This is a genomic window from Geodermatophilaceae bacterium NBWT11, from assembly GCA_014218215.1.
Taxonomy (GTDB): Bacteria; Actinomycetota; Actinomycetes; order Mycobacteriales; family Geodermatophilaceae; genus Klenkia.
Map to the genome: position 1 here is coordinate 599,265 of CP043652.1, position 13,549 is coordinate 612,813.

The 13,549-nt window shown below is 73.2% G+C and carries 15 protein-coding genes; 8 read left to right on the top strand and 7 right to left on the bottom strand.

Features of this window, described 5'->3' with window-relative positions; all coding sequences use genetic code 11:
• Positions 1-229 precede the first annotated feature (229 nt).
• On the top strand, positions 230-1,777 hold the full coding sequence (locus F1C76_02815) for a DUF349 domain-containing protein (protein ID QNG38965.1): 1,548 nt from the start codon (positions 230-232) through the stop codon (positions 1,775-1,777).
• A gap of 8 nt (positions 1,778-1,785) precedes the next feature.
• Here F1C76_02815 and F1C76_02820 read toward each other — a convergent pair whose 3' ends face one another.
• Both F1C76_02820 and miaB read right to left on the bottom strand, forming a co-directional pair.
• Positions 1,786-2,955 (bottom strand): DUF4192 domain-containing protein, encoded by a 1,170-nt coding sequence (locus F1C76_02820; GenBank protein QNG35673.1) that lies wholly within the window; start codon positions 2,953-2,955, stop codon positions 1,786-1,788.
• A 104-nt stretch (positions 2,956-3,059) separates the two neighbouring features.
• The gene (gene miaB, locus F1C76_02825) at positions 3,060-4,550 is read right to left on the bottom strand and encodes a tRNA (N6-isopentenyl adenosine(37)-C2)-methylthiotransferase MiaB (GenBank protein ID QNG35674.1); all 1,491 of its coding nucleotides are present in this window, start codon (positions 4,548-4,550) and stop codon (positions 3,060-3,062) included.
• A 143-nt stretch (positions 4,551-4,693) separates the two neighbouring features.
• On the opposite strand from miaB, the gene F1C76_02830 reads away from it, so the two are divergent.
• The 5 genes from F1C76_02830 (at position 4,694) to F1C76_02850 (ending at position 8,450) form a co-directional block, all read left to right on the top strand.
• A complete protein-coding gene (locus tag F1C76_02830) occupies positions 4,694-5,461 on the top strand; it encodes an amino acid ABC transporter ATP-binding protein (GenBank protein QNG35675.1) in 768 nt (255 codons plus the stop codon).
• A gap of 29 nt (positions 5,462-5,490) precedes the next feature.
• The gene (locus F1C76_02835) at positions 5,491-6,381 is read left to right on the top strand and encodes a glutamate ABC transporter substrate-binding protein (GenBank protein ID QNG35676.1); all 891 of its coding nucleotides are present in this window, start codon (positions 5,491-5,493) and stop codon (positions 6,379-6,381) included.
• Positions 6,382-6,478: 97 nt separating this feature from the next.
• The gene (locus F1C76_02840; GenBank protein QNG35677.1) at positions 6,479-7,126 is read left to right on the top strand and encodes an amino acid ABC transporter permease; all 648 of its coding nucleotides are present in this window, start codon (positions 6,479-6,481) and stop codon (positions 7,124-7,126) included.
• Positions 7,123-8,016, top strand: coding sequence for an amino acid ABC transporter permease (locus F1C76_02845; GenBank protein ID QNG35678.1), 894 nt, complete (start codon positions 7,123-7,125; stop codon positions 8,014-8,016). The genes F1C76_02840 and F1C76_02845 overlap by 4 nt, the downstream gene beginning before the upstream one ends.
• Before the next feature lie 56 nt (positions 8,017-8,072).
• Complete coding sequence (locus F1C76_02850; GenBank protein ID QNG35679.1) at positions 8,073-8,450, top strand: hypothetical protein; 378 nt, start codon at positions 8,073-8,075, stop codon at positions 8,448-8,450.
• A gap of 22 nt (positions 8,451-8,472) precedes the next feature.
• Here the strand turns inward: F1C76_02850 and F1C76_02855 are convergent, their stop codons facing one another.
• From F1C76_02855 to F1C76_02865, 3 genes are all read right to left on the bottom strand, one after another.
• A complete protein-coding gene (locus F1C76_02855; GenBank protein ID QNG38966.1) occupies positions 8,473-9,138 on the bottom strand; it encodes a regulatory protein RecX in 666 nt (221 codons plus the stop codon).
• An 824-nt stretch (positions 9,139-9,962) separates the two neighbouring features.
• Complete coding sequence (gene recA / locus F1C76_02860; GenBank protein QNG35680.1) at positions 9,963-10,997, bottom strand: recombinase RecA; 1,035 nt, start codon at positions 10,995-10,997, stop codon at positions 9,963-9,965.
• 181 nt (positions 10,998-11,178) lie between these two features.
• Positions 11,179-11,562, bottom strand: coding sequence for a helix-turn-helix transcriptional regulator (locus F1C76_02865; GenBank protein ID QNG38967.1), 384 nt, complete (start codon positions 11,560-11,562; stop codon positions 11,179-11,181).
• Positions 11,563-11,642: 80 nt separating this feature from the next.
• Here F1C76_02865 and F1C76_02870 point away from each other — a divergent pair, with 80 nt between their 5' ends.
• Positions 11,643-12,500 carry an NAD(P)H-binding protein gene (locus F1C76_02870; GenBank protein QNG35681.1) on the top strand — a complete coding sequence of 286 codons (858 nt, stop codon included), beginning with the start codon at positions 11,643-11,645 and terminating at the stop codon, positions 12,498-12,500.
• Between the two features lie 22 nt (positions 12,501-12,522).
• Here the strand turns inward: F1C76_02870 and F1C76_02875 are convergent, their stop codons facing one another.
• Complete coding sequence (locus F1C76_02875; protein ID QNG35682.1) at positions 12,523-12,717, bottom strand: DUF3046 domain-containing protein; 195 nt, start codon at positions 12,715-12,717, stop codon at positions 12,523-12,525.
• A gap of 43 nt (positions 12,718-12,760) precedes the next feature.
• On the opposite strand from F1C76_02875, the gene F1C76_02880 reads away from it, so the two are divergent.
• Positions 12,761-12,862, top strand: coding sequence for an LPXTG cell wall anchor domain-containing protein (locus tag F1C76_02880; protein ID QNG35683.1), 102 nt, complete (start codon positions 12,761-12,763; stop codon positions 12,860-12,862).
• A gap of 1 nt (position 12,863) precedes the next feature.
• On the opposite strand, the gene F1C76_02885 is transcribed toward F1C76_02880, so the two are convergent.
• Complete coding sequence (locus F1C76_02885) at positions 12,864-13,535, bottom strand: maleylpyruvate isomerase family mycothiol-dependent enzyme (GenBank protein QNG35684.1); 672 nt, start codon at positions 13,533-13,535, stop codon at positions 12,864-12,866.
• Between the last annotated feature and the right edge of the window lie 14 nt (positions 13,536-13,549).

Genomic DNA, 13,549 nt, shown 5'->3' on the forward strand with positions numbered 1-13,549 from the left:
GGAGACGCCGGTCGCCGCAGCGACGACCGCGGACGCTCCGGCGCAGGCCGAAGCCCACGAGGAGGCCCCCGAGGAGGCCCCCGCGGCTCCCGCCGCCTCGGAGGCGGTGAGCGACGAGGCCGGCACCCCGGCCGCCGCCGAACCCGCCGACGCCGCCGTCCCGGACCCGACCGCCGACGCCCCCTCCGGTGACGCCGCGCCCAGCACGGTGGAGGAGGCACCCGTCGAGGTGCCGGACACCGCCGAGGTCATCGCCTCGGCCGACGTGCCCGCCGAGGGCGACCTGCTCGACGTGTCCGAGACCCCGGAGACCTCCGACGCCGTGGCCGGCGACGGGTCCACCGGGGCGAGCGACACCGACGGCGGGACCACCGAGGTGCCCGCCGACGCCGCCGTCACCGAGGCCTCCGACGCGATCGCCTCCCCGGCTCCCGACGGCGCCGCAGGCGATCCGGCCGCCGCCGGGACCCCGACCACGGAGGTGACCGGCGAGACCGCCGACGTGGCCACCCCTGCTGCGAGCCCGGCCCGGCCCACCCCGCCGCCGGTCGCCACCCCCGCCTCGGACCCCAGCCTCTGGGGCCGGGTCGACGAGGAGGGCACCGTCTACCTGCGCACCGGCGACGGTGAGCGCGCGGTCGGCAACTGGCAGGCCGGCGAGCCGGCCGAGGGCCTGGCCCACTACGGCCGCCGCTACGACGACCTGGCCACCGAGGTCTCCCTGCTCGAGGCCCGGCTGCGGGCGCACACGGGCAACCCGACCGAGATCCGGGCCAAGGCCCAGGCGCTCGCCGAGACCGTCCCCACGGCCGACGTGGTCGGCGACCTGCCTGCCCTGGCCTCCCGGCTGGGCACGATCATCGACGCCGCCGAGGGTGCCGTTGCGGTCAGCAAGGCGGAGAAGGCCCAGGCCCGCGCCGGCCAGATCGCGAAGAAGGAGGCCCTGGCCGCCGAGGCCGAGACCATCGCCGCGGACTCCTCCCAGTGGAAGGCCGCCGGCGACCGGCTGAAGGCCATCGTCGAGGAGTGGAAGACGATCAAGGGCATCGACCGGAAGACCGACGAGGCGCTGTGGACGCGCTTCGCGGCCGCCCGGGACGCCTTCGGCCGTCGGCGTGGTTCGCACTTCGCCGCCCTGGACGTGCAGCGCACCGAGTCCCGCGCAGCCAAGAGCGAGCTCATCGCGGAGGCCGAGAAGCTGTCGACCTCGACCGAGTGGGGCCCGACCAGCGCGGCGATGCGGTCGCTGATGGACCGCTGGAAGGCCGTGCCGCGCACCGGTCGGGACACCGACGACGACCTGTGGAAGAAGTTCCGGGCCGCCCAGGACGTCTTCTTCGCCGCCCGCACCGAATCGGACAAGGCGCGCAACGGGGAGCAGAAGGCCAACCAGGAGCAGAAGGAGGCCCTGCTCGCCGAGGCCGAGAAGATCGACCCCGGCCGCGACCCGCGGGGCGCCCAGGCCGCGCTGCGCAAGATCCAGGAGCGCTACGACGCGATCGGGCACGTCCCGCGCGAGGTCATGCGCTCCCTGGAGGACCGGATGCAGGACGTCGAGGAGAAGGTCCGCGGTGCCGCCGATGCCGGTCGCCCCCGCACGGTGGCCGAGAACCCGATGCTGACGTCCCTGCGGGCCGCTGCGGAGAAGGCCGAGCAGCAGCTGGCCAAGGCCCAGACGGCCGGGGACGCCAAGCGGATCGCCGACGCCGAGGCCAACCTGGCCAGCCGCCGGGAGTTCCTGGCCGCAGCCGAGAAGGCCGGCTCCGGCCGCCGCTGACTCCACCTTCACGCCACCTCGGCGTCCTCCGGGTCGCACATCAGCCCCCGGAGGACGTCGGGTGGGGTGCCGGCAGCGAGCAGCTGCAGCAGCATCTCCCCCATCGGCGTGGGGTCCACGGCACACGAGCGCTCCAGGGCGGCCACCGCCAGCACGCCGGACCCCTGCAGCCAGGCCGTGCAGCCCAGCAGCAGCGCCGGCACACCGGCCAGCTCGGCGGGCAGCCGCGCGTTGAGGTCGGTCCACAGCGCCTGGGCCGCTGCCGTCTCGTCGTCCTCGGCGGCGGCCACGAGGGCCAGCGCCCGGTCCCGGACCGGGACCAGCTGCAGGGCGATGCCCACCGCGGCCGCCGCGTCGTCGGTGAGGGCGGCCCGGGTGCCCGGGGCGTGGGCGGCCAGGGCGTCCCGCACCGCAGCCCAACACCGGTCCACGATCTCCGGGCCCGCCACACCGGCGTCGACCAGGTCGCCCACCTCGCTGTCGGCCCACAGGCACGCGGTCTCCATGTGCCGGGTGACCGGCGTCCGCGGCCAGGCCTGCCCGACCACCGCCGCACGGTCGGCCGCCACCACGGTGCCCCGCAGGGCCGCCATCCCGGTGAGTCGGGAACCCTCGTGGTCCAGTGGTTCTCCCGGCCCTGCCCCGGTCACCGGGTCGACGTCCGGGTAGCTCCACCACCGGTCGGCCCGCACCAGCACGGCGTCCACGGTCTCGATGCCCAGCGCGGACAGCTCCTCGATGCAGGCGTGCACCAACGCCCGCCGGGGCAGGTCGGGCAGACCACCCGCGTCCGGGTCGGGTACCGGGGTGCGCCAGGGATCGGGGCGGATCGAGGCGACCCGGTCGTCGGGGTCCTCGGTGACGACGAAGACCAGGGCGGCCGCGGGCAGGGGCGCCATCCGGCTCACCGGGGACAGCACCTCTGCTGCGAGCAACCGGTCGTGCCGGGGGTCGGCCAGGTCGACCCGCAGGTTCAGGCTCATCCGACGAGGTGGCCGACCGGCGCCCCCCAGGCAGATCAGCACCAGGGACTCCCGGGGAGGGAACCCCAGGATCTCCGGGAGCGCTGCGGCGAACTCGTGCGGGCCGCCCCGGAGGACGGTCTCCGGCTCACGTCGGGGCCTGGTGCGGGCCGGGGTGGGACGGCGCTGGTGGCGGGGGCGTCGGGTTCGCGACATGGGGCCAGCCTGGGCGGCCCCGGGTGCCCGTGGGCGCCGTCCGGCGGATCTGTGGACAGCGCCCGGGCGTGTGGACGGCGACGCCCGAGCGGGCGCCCGACCTGCTAGAGGGCGCAACCCGCCGCGGCCGGCAGCGGCGCGGGACGACCGACGACCGGCATCCCCAGGCTGACCCCCGGGGTGGTCGGCCGGACACCGGACTCGGCGGCGTCCCCCGCGCGGGTGCGCCGGTGGGAGAGCAGCGGGCCGTCGGCGATGAGGAAGTGCGGCTTGCCCTCCGTTACGACGGTCTCGACCACGTCCCCCGGACGGACGCCACCGGCCGGCGGCGCCACGAAGTGCACCAGCCGCCCGTCCCGGGCCCGGCCGGAGAGCCGGCCGCGGTCGGCGTCCTTGCTGCCCTCGCCTGAGGCGACCAGCAGCTCCACGGTGCGTCCGACCAGGGCTCGGTTGCCGGCCCAGCTGATCTCCTCCTGCAGGCCGGTGAGCCGCATGTAGCGCTCCTGCACGACCTGCTTCGGCAGCTGGCCGTCCATCTCGGCAGCCGGCGTCCCGGGGCGCTTGGAGTACTGGAACGTGAAGGCGGAGGAGAACCGCGCGGCCGCGACCACGTCCAGGGTGTCCTGGAAGTCCTGCTCGGTCTCCCCCGGGAAGCCCACGATGACGTCGGTGGTGATCGCCGCGTCGGGCATCGCGTCGCGGACCCGCTCGATGATCCCGAGGTAGCGGTCCCGCCGGTAGGAGCGGCGCATCCGGCGCAGCACGTCGTCCGAACCGGACTGCAGGGGCATGTGCAGCTGGTGGCAGACCGCCGGGGTCTCGGCCATGGCGGCGATGACGTCGTCGGTGAAGTCGCGGGGGTGCGGGCTGGTGAACCGCACGCGCTCCAGGCCCTCGACGGCACCCGTGGCCCGCAGCAGGTCGGCGAACGCGCCGCGCTCGCCCATCCCGGTGCCGTAGGCGTTCACGTTCTGGCCCAGGAGGGTCACCTCGAGCACGCCCTGGGCGACCAGGGCCTCCACCTCGGCGAGCACGTCGCCGGGCCGGCGGTCGACCTCGGTGCCGCGCAGGGCCGGGACGATGCAGAACGTGCAGGTGTTGTTGCAGCCCACGCTGATGGACACCCAGCCGGAGTAGGCACTGTCCCGCTTGGCGGGCAGGGAGCTCGGAAAGACCTCGAGTGCCTCCACGATCTCGACCTGGGCCTCCTCGTTGTGCCGGGCCCGGTCGAGCAGGGCCGGCAGCGAACCGACGTTGTGGGTGCCGAAGACGACGTCCACCCACGGTGCCCGGCTGACGATCGAGGCGCGGTCCTTCTGCGCCAGACAGCCGCCCACGGCGATCTGCATGCCGGGGTGACCGGCCTTGACCGGCCGCAGCTGGCCGAGGTTGCCGTACAGCTTGTTGTCGGCGTTCTCCCGCACCGCGCAGGTGTTCAGGACGACGACGTCGGGCTCGTCGCCCTCCCCGGCCGCGGCGTACCCGGCCTCCTCGAGCAGGCCCGAGAGCCGCTCGGAGTCGTGCACGTTCATCTGGCAGCCGTAGGTGCGCACCCGGTAGGTGCGCGGCGCGGCGGGGGTCTGGGTGCTCGTCATGACGACAGCGAGGGTACGGCGCGATCCTGTCCGGACCGGCACGTGACCGACGCCTCCCGTCCACCGGGAACTCCCATGTCGTTGCCAGCTTCGTTACAGGTTCGTGATGGGCGGGCTTCGTGCCGGGCACCGGGGCCGCCCTAGTGTCCTTCTCCGTGACCAGCGCCCGGACCGGAGAACCGCTCGTCCGTCTCTCCGGTGTCAACAAGTGGTTCGGCGATCTGCACGTGCTGCAGGACGTCGACCTGACCATCGACCGCGGCGAGGTCGTCGTCGTCATCGGCCCGTCCGGGTCGGGCAAGTCCACGCTCTGCCGGACGATCAACCGGCTCGAGTCGATCGAGCAGGGCGAGATCAGCATCGACGGCACGCCGTTGCCGGCCGAGGGGAAGGAACTGGCCGCGCTGCGCAGCGACGTCGGCATGGTGTTCCAGAGCTTCAACCTGTTCGCCCACAAGACGATCCTCGAGAACGTCATGCTCGGGCCGGTCAAGGTGCGCAAGCAGTCCAAGGCCGACGCCGAGAAGCGCGCCCGCGAGCTGCTGGACCGGGTCGGCGTGGGCCACCAGGCCGACAAGGTGCCCGCCCAGCTCTCCGGCGGCCAGCAGCAGCGTGTGGCCATCGCCCGCGCCCTGGCCATGGACCCCAAGGTGATGCTCTTCGACGAGCCCACCTCCGCCCTGGACCCCGAGATGATCAACGAGGTCCTCGAGGTCATGGTCGGGCTGGCCGCGGACGGCATGACCATGGTGGTCGTCACCCACGAGATGGGCTTCGCCCGCCGGGCGGCCAACCGGGTGGTCTTCATGGACGGCGGCCGGATCGTCGAGTCGAGCGACCCCGAGACCTTCTTCACCACCCCGAGCAGCGACCGGGCCAAGGACTTCCTGTCCAAGATCCTGAACCACTGACCGCCCGCTCCCCCACGAGAAGAGGACCCATGCGTCTCACCCGCTACGCCGCGGCGGCCGCCGCCTTCGGCGTCGTCCTGACCGGCTGCTCCAGCGAGGCCGGCCAGCAGGCCGAGGAGGCCGCCGACGCCACCGTCGAGGTCGAGCAGGACGTCGACTTCGAGGCCGGCACCACGATGGCCGAGCTCGCCGACGCCGGCACCATCACCATCGGCACCAAGTACGACCAGCCCGGCTTCGGGCTGCTGAACCCCAGCGGCGTCCCCGAGGGCTTCGACGTGCAGATCGGCACGCTGATCGCCGCCCAGCTGGGCATCGCGCCCGAGGACATCGAGTTCGTCGAGACCGTGTCGGCCAACCGCGAGTCCTTCATCCAGAACGGGCAGGTCGACCTGGTCATCGCGACCTACACGATCAACGACACCCGCAAGGAGCTCGTCGACTTCGCCGGGCCGTACTACGAGGCCGGCCAGGACATCATGGTCGCCGCCGGCAACCCCGAGGGCATCGCCGGCCCCGACGACCTCGCGGGCCTGAACGTCTGCTCGGTGGAGGGCTCGACCCCCGCGGAGAACATCCGGACGAACTACCCCGAGGCGCAGCTGACGCTCTTCGACGTCTACTCCAAGTGCGCCGACGCCCTCACCAACGGCCAGGTCGACGCGGTCACCACCGACAACGTCATCCTCACCGGCCTGGTGGCGGGCAACCCCGAGGGCTTCGAGCTCGTCGGCAACCCCTTCACCGAGGAGCCCTACGGCATCGGCCTGGAGCTCGGTGACACGGAGTTCCGCGACTTCATCAACGACACCCTCGAGGCCTCCTTCGAGGACGGCTCGTGGGCCGCGGCCTGGGACGCCACCGCCGGCCAGATCACCGGCACCGAGGCCCCCGAGCCGCCGGCCGTCGACCGCTACTGACGCACCGCTGCACCACCTGAACGACGACTGACACGCACCGGCCGGGGCCCCGCGCCCCGGCCGGTGCTGTCACCCCACACTCCCGGAGGGAGGCGCTGTGCAGTTCTTCACCGACAACTTCGACGTCCTCCTGAAGGCCTTCCTCACCACGCTCTCGATGAGCCTGCTGGCCGGTGTGCTGGCCCTGGTGCTCGGCACCCTGCTGGCCGCGATGCGGGTGAGCCCGATCGCCCCGCTGCGCGGCCTGGCCACCTTCTACGTGGAGCTCTTCCGCAACACCCCGCTGACGGTGGTCTTCTTCTTCGTCATCTTCGGGCTGCCCCAGATCGACACCGTGGTGGGCTTCTTCCCCGGTGCGGTCATCGCGGTCGGCACCTACACCGCGGCCTTCGTCGCCGAGGCCATCCGCTCGGGCATCAACTCCGTCAGCGCCGGCCAGGCCGAGGCCTCCCGCGCCCTGGGCCTGACGTTCGGCCAGTCGCTGCGTGAGATCGTGCTGCCCCAGGCCTTCCGCACCGTCGTCCCGCCGCTGGGCAGCGTCTTCATCGCGATGGTGAAGAACACCTCGATCGCCGCCGGGTTCTCGGTCACCGAGCTCAGCTCGACCCTCCCCCGACTGGTCAACGCCGACGCCGGAGCCCTGCTCCTGGTGCTCCTCGGCGTCGTCGTCGGGTACATGATCATCACGCTGCCGATGGCCTTCGCGGTCAACCGGCTCGAGCGACGGGTGGCGATCCTGCGATGAGCGCACCGGTCCTGTTCGACGTCCCCGGCCCCAAGGCCAAGGCCCGCATCCGGATCGGCACGGTCATCGGCGTCCTCGTCGTGCTCGGGCTGATCGGCATCGTGCTGCTGCGCCTGAACGGCAACGGCCAGCTCGACCCCGCCCGCTGGGCGATCCTCTTCGACCCCGGTTCGGGGGTGCCCCAGGCGCTCGGACAGGCCCTGGTGCGCACCCTGCAGGTCGCGGTGGTCGCCATGGTCGCCTCCACCGTGCTGGGTGTGCTGCTGGCCGTCGGCCGGCTCTCCGAGCACCGCTTCGTGCGCATCCCGGTCACCACGCTCATCGAGTTCTTCCGCTCGATCCCGCTGCTGGTCGTGATCTTCGCGCTGTACTTCGTGCTCCCCCGGTTCGGCATCGAGCTCAGCGCGTTCGCCGCCCTGGCCGTCGGGCTCACCCTCTACAACATGGCGGTGCTGGCCGAGATCTTCCGGGCCGGGATCCTGTCGGTGGACAAGGGCCAGCGGGAGGCCGCGCTGGCCCTGGGGATGCGCAAGACCCAGGTGATGACCCTGGTGCTGCTCCCCCAGGCCACCCGCCGGATGCTGCCGGTGCTCATCGCCCAGATCGTGGTGCTGCTGAAGGACACCTCGTTGGGCTTCATCATCGGGTACTTCGAACTGCTCCGGCAGGCACGCAGCCTCGTGGAGTTCCTGAACTTCAACTTCGGGAACATCTACACGCTGCAGATCTACGTGGGCGCCGGCTTGATGTACATCCTCATCAACGTGCTGATCTCGCAGATCGCCAAGCTGGTGGAGAAGCGCACCCGGTCGAACTCGAAGACCGCAGCGGTGGGTGCCATCGACCTGCCCAACGCCCCGGTGACGACGGGCAACAACTCGGGACTGTGACCGGACGCGTGCCGCTGCGGATGCCGCGGCACCCGACGGGTGAGACTGGTCCGGACATGGACACCCCCGCTGCCGCCCCGCCGCCCGTCGCCGACCCGGAGCAGCTGTTCGTCAGCCGGCTGCGGTCGGCCGCCCGGGGCTTCGCCTCGGCGGCCGGCGCGCAGACGGCGGTGGTCCGGGAGGCGGTGCCGCCGGCGCGGCACCGCCGTTCCCGGTGCCGGGTGGTGCTCCGCTGGGCGGACGGCGCCGAGTCCGACGTGACCTTCCTCGGCCCCGCCGGTCGGTCCCCCGGGGTCCCGACGTCCCCGGACCTGGACGTGCAGATCCGGCGCTGGCTCACCGAGGGCCGCCCCGAGGACCCGTCCTGGCTGGTGCCCGACGAGGACTCCCCTGCCGGCACCGCCGTCGACGTGGCCGCCTGGCTGGCCCGCTGAGCTCAGCCGGACGACCTGCCCGTCAGCTCGTCCGGCCGCCGGACAGGTCGGACCGTCGCTGCACCGGCCGGGACCGGGCGACGCCGTCGAGGGTGAGCCCCTCCCCGACCTCGGTCTCGTCGACCGGCCGGCGGGACCACGCACCGAGACCGGTGCCCTCGCTGGACCCGCCCAGCTCCGGCGGAGCGTCGTCAGCCACCGCGGCGGCGTCCTCGACGGCACCATCGGCCTCGAGAGCCTCACGGACGACGATCGCGGCCAGACCCCCGCCGTAGCCCTTGCGGGCGAGCATCCCGACCATCCGGCGGGTGGCGGTGGCGGTGTCCAGCCGGCGCATCGAGGGCACCTTCTTGGCGACCAGCGCGCGGGCGGTGTCCCACTCGGCCTGCGGGTCGACCGCCTCCAGCGCGACGGCGGCGACCTCGGGGTCGACGCCCTTGGCCTCGAGCTCGTGGGCCAGGGCCCGCTTGCTCAGCCCACGACCGGTCTGCCGGGAGTCGATCCACATGGCGGCGAAGGCCGCGTCGTCGATCAGACCCACCTCGGTGAACCGCTCGAGCACGGCCTCGGCAGCCTCGTCGGGCACCTCACGCTCGCGCAGCATGTCCGCCAGCTGCTGACGGGTCTTCGCCGTGCCGGTCAGTGCGGCCAGGCAGAGCTGGCGGGCGACCTGCTCCGGGTCCTCCATCTCGGGCGCGGGCTCACCCTCGGCCCGCCGGGGCCGCTCGAAGGACCCCGCCCGACCGCGGTTGCCCGACCGCGCCGGGGCGGGTGGGCTCTCGGTCTCGGGGGCGGTGTCGCCGGCAGGAGCCGGCACGGGCTCCTCCACCTCGGCGTCCAGCTGGACGCCCCAGGTGCGCTGACGGGACTTCTTCTTGCCCCCGGGGCGGCCGAAGCCGGACGACCCGTCGCCGAAGGAACTGGAGCCGCCCGACCGGGAACCGAACGAGCCGGCTCCCCCGCCCTTCCCGAACGACCCCGTCGAACTCCGCTTGCCGAAGGAGCCCGCCTCAGCGGCGCGCTCGGCCTTGCGGGCAGCGCGGGCCGCGCTGGACGTGCCCTCGAGAGAGACGGGCTCGTCCGCACCCTCGCTGTCGGGCACCGGTGCCCCCCGGCGGCCGAAGGAGCTGTTCCCGCCGCCGGCGGGAGGACGCTTGCCGAAGGTGCCCTTCCCACTGCGCTGCCCGAAAGAGCTGGCACCCCGGCGGGCCGGAGCCGCCGACGGGATCTCTTCCTCGCCGGCCCCCGGGGCAGTGGCGTCGGGGGCCGCCGCGGTGCGGGTCGCTGCTGCCTTCCGCGGCCTGCGGGGAGCCCGCGGCGCGCGCGGGGCCGGCGGACCGTCGGTCCCCGCGCCGGAGGACGACACCGACGCGCCGTCGGAGGCACCGCGACGAGGACGCTCGGCTGCGCTCTGGTCCTCGTCGCGGTCGACGAACGGCGTCGGGTCCTGGGACTCCTCGGCCCAGGGGTCCCAGCTGTCGAGCCCGCGGTCGGCGGGGTCCACCGGCCGGCTCAGAAGTCGGCGGGCGCGGCGTCGACCGGAGCGTCGGCCGCGACACCGATGCCGAGCTTGTCCTTGACCTTCTTCTCGATCTCGTCGGCCAGGTCGGGGTTGTCCCGCAGGAAGTTGCGGGCGTTCTCCTTGCCCTGACCCAACTGGTCGCCCTCGTAGGTGTACCAAGCACCGGACTTGCGCACGATGCCCTGCTCGACACCCACGTCGATGAGGCCGCCCTCGCGGCTGAAGCCCTGGCCCCAGATGAGGTCGAGCTCGGCCTGCTTGAACGGGGCAGCGACCTTGTTCTTCACGACCTTGACCCGGACCCGGCTGCCGACCGCGTCGGTGCCGGTCTTCAGGGTCTCGATGCGCCGGACGTCCAGTCGGACCGAGGAGTAGAACTTCAGCGCCCGACCACCGGTGGTGACCTCCGGCGAGCCGTAGACCACGCCGACCTTCTCGCGGAGCTGGTTGATGAAGATGCAGGTGGTGCCCGAGTTGCTCAGCGCACCGGTGATCTTGCGCAGCGCCTGGCTCATCAGGCGGGCCTGCAGACCGACGTGGCTGTCACCCATCTCGCCCTCGATCTCCGCACGCGGCACCAGGGCGGCCACGGAGTCGATGACGATCAGGTCCAGCGCACCGGAGCGGATCAGCATGTCCGCGATCTCCAGCGCCTGCTCACCGGTGTCGGGCTGGCTGATCAGCAGGGCGTCGGTGTCGACGCCGATGGCGCGGGCGTAGTCGGGGTCCAGCGCGTGCTCGGCGTCGATGAAGGCCACGATGCCGCCGAGGGCCTGGGCGTTGGCCACCGCGTGCAGGGCGACCGTCGTCTTGCCCGAGGCCTCCGGGCCGTAGACCTCGACCACCCGGCCACGGGGCAGGCCACCGATGCCCAGGGCGATGTCCAGGGCGATGGAGCCGGTCGGGATGACCTTCATGGCCACCTCCGGCGAGTCGCCCAGGCGCATGACCGAGCCCTTGCCGAACTGCTTGTCGATCTGGGCGAGGGCCATGTCGAGGGCCTTGTCGCGGTCCAGGGTTGCCATCGGGTCCACCTTCGGGGTCGTCGCTGAGTCGCTGTGTGCGGGTCGAGACCGACGCTAGGGCGAGGGTCTGACAAAACCGGGCGACCGGGAGGATCTGTGGATCCGGCACCGGCCTGTGGACAACCGTAGGACGAACACCTGTTCGAATCCAGCGACACGCCGCAGCGGGCGTGTCGACACCTCAGCGGCGGGTGTCGTGCTCCTCGCGTGCGGCGTGCACGGCCGGCAACCGGTCCTCGACGAACCCGATCAGGTCCAGCAACCGGGGCGCGAGCTCGCGTCCGGCCGCGGTCAGCCGGTACTCCACGTGCGGGGGGATGGCCGACAGCACCTCGCGGTGCACCCACCCGTCCCGCTCGAGGGTCTGCAGGCTCTGCGCGAGCATCTTCTCGCTGACCCCGTCCACCCGGCGACGCAGCTCGCCGAACCGGTGCGGGGCCTCCAGCAGGGCGGACAACGCCAGCAGCGACCACTTGCCGGTCACGTGCTCCAGGGCCTCGCGCGAGGTGCAGGCGCGACTGAAGACGTCGGCGGCGAACGCCTCGACCGGGTCGGTCCCGGGCACCCCTCCGGCAGCCACGGCACGAGTGTACGTTCTCTCCGAAAGCGCTAACCAGGAGTTAGTGCACACCGAGGAGGAAGCAAATGATCGCCGTCACCGGAGCCACCGGCCACCTGGGCCGCCTCGTCGTCACCGGCCTGCTCGACGCCGGCGTCCCGGCGGCCGAGGTCACCGCTCTCGTCCGGGACGCGGGCCGGGCCGCAGACCTGGCTGCCCGCGGTGTCACCGTGCGGGTGGCCGACTACACCGACCGGGCCTCCCTGGACGCCGCGCTGTCCGGCGTCGACCGGCTCCTCCTGGTCTCCGGCAGCGAGGTGGGGCAGCGGGTCGCCCAGCACACCGCCGTCGTCGAGGCTGCGCAGGCCGCCGGTGTCGACCTGCTCGTCTACACGTCGGCCCCGAAGGCGCTGACCAGCACGCTCGTGCTGGCCCCGGAGCACAAGGCGACCGAGGAGCTGATCGCACAGGCGGGCATCCCCGCCGTGGTGCTCCGCAACAACTGGTACTGGGAGAACTACGACGCCCAGATCGGCCAGGCGGCCGCCACCGGGCAGCTCGCCGGCAGCGACCACGGCGGCCGGGCCTGGCCCGCGGCGCGGGCGGACTTCGCCGCCGCCGCCGTCGCCGTCCTCACCGACCCCGACGTGCAGCCGGCCACCCTTGAGCTCGACGGGGACGCCCCGTTCTCCCTGTCCGACCTGGCCGCCGAGGTCGGCCGGCAGACCGGTCGTGAGGTCGCCTTCACCGACCTGTCCACCGAGGACCACGTGCAGCTGCTGCGCAGCGTGGGCCTGGACGAGGGCACCGCGGGCTTCGTCGCGGCGATCGACACCGGCATCGCCGCCGGGGAGCTCGACACCGGCGGCTCGGGCATCTCCGGCCTGACCGGTCGACCCACCCGCACCCTGGCCGAGCACGTGCGCGCCGTCCTGGCCGGCTGAGTCCCCGACGTCCCGGCGACGGTCAGCGCACCGACGCCGGGACGTCGTACTCCTCGCACACGGTCAGCCAGACCGTGCGCACCGGGACGCCGCCGTCGATGGCCGCCACCGCGGACCGCCCGCCCAGGGTGGTGAAGACGTGGTCCCGGGCGATGCTCTCGGCCCGCAGGTCACCGAAGTGCTCGCGCATCCGGGCCCAGAACTCCTGCAGTCGCACGGGCTCACGGTACCCACGCCCCACGGTCACCTAGCCTGGCCGGATGTTCCCCAGCACCGGGTCGGGCACCTGGGACACCGTCCTGCAGGTCGTGGCCGCGAGTCTGCTGCTCGTCTCGCTGGTCGTGATGATCCGGCGGCGCTGACTCACTCCACCAGGTCGTCCTCGGGCAACGGGCCCAGGACGGCGAAGCACGACAGGTACGGGTCGACGTCCCCGCGGGTGGTCCAGGACCGCAGCTGACCGGCCGACCGGCGCGACAGCACGGCCCGCGCCAGGTCGAAGTCCGAGGCCGAGACGACCACGGCGGCGTCGGCGGGCCCGGTGCGCCAGGTCTCCCCGACCAGAGCCAGGGGCGGCAACCCGGCGCCGTCCACGGCCGCGGCCACCCGTCCGGCGAAGCGGTCGCGCAGGGCGGCCAGCGCCGGGGTGTCCCGGGCGCCGGGCACGCCCAGCGCGCCCCGCAGGTCCTGCTCGTGGACGACGACGTCGTTCACCGGGCGGGTGCCGTGCTCGCCCATCCAGGCGCGCATCGGCCCGGTCAGCGGCTCCCACTCGGCCAGCAGGGCCCCGATCCCGCGGCCGGCGCGACGGTCCACGTGCGACTGCGTCCAGACCGGGTCGTGCTCGTCGGGCTCCTGCCCGGCGAGGACGTCGACGTTGGCACCGACGACGTGGGACAGCAGGTCCCGCACGGTCCAGTCCGGGCACGCCGGGACGGCGGTGCCCGCCTGCTCGGTGCCGAGCCCCCGGACCAGCCCGACGACTCGCGCCTGGGCCTGCGTCCACTCCTCGATCGCGTCCATGCCGGGGTGCATCCCCGCGCGGGGGG

Bases quoted from the DNA above. Each gene is read 5' to 3' on its own strand.
- F1C76_02820 (QNG35673.1), bottom strand. From the start codon at position 2,955: ATGTCGCGAACCCGACGCCCCCGCCACCAGCGCCGTCCCACCCCGGCC.
- F1C76_02850 (QNG35679.1), top strand. From the start codon at position 8,073: ATGGACACCCCCGCTGCCGCCCCGCCGCCCGTCGCCGACCCGGAGCAG.
- F1C76_02835 (QNG35676.1), top strand. From the start codon at position 5,491: ATGCGTCTCACCCGCTACGCCGCGGCGGCCGCCGCCTTCGGCGTCGTC.
- F1C76_02880 (QNG35683.1), top strand. From the start codon at position 12,761: ATGTTCCCCAGCACCGGGTCGGGCACCTGGGACACCGTCCTGCAGGTC.
- F1C76_02855 (QNG38966.1), bottom strand. From the start codon at position 9,138: ATGGAGGACCCGGAGCAGGTCGCCCGCCAGCTCTGCCTGGCCGCACTG.
- recA (QNG35680.1), bottom strand. From the start codon at position 10,997: ATGGCAACCCTGGACCGCGACAAGGCCCTCGACATGGCCCTCGCCCAG.
- F1C76_02885 (QNG35684.1), bottom strand. From the start codon at position 13,535: ATGCACCCCGGCATGGACGCGATCGAGGAGTGGACGCAGGCCCAGGCG.
- F1C76_02870 (QNG35681.1), top strand. From the start codon at position 11,643: ATGATCGCCGTCACCGGAGCCACCGGCCACCTGGGCCGCCTCGTCGTC.
- F1C76_02845 (QNG35678.1), top strand. From the start codon at position 7,123: ATGAGCGCACCGGTCCTGTTCGACGTCCCCGGCCCCAAGGCCAAGGCC.
- miaB (QNG35674.1), bottom strand. From the start codon at position 4,550: ATGACGAGCACCCAGACCCCCGCCGCGCCGCGCACCTACCGGGTGCGC.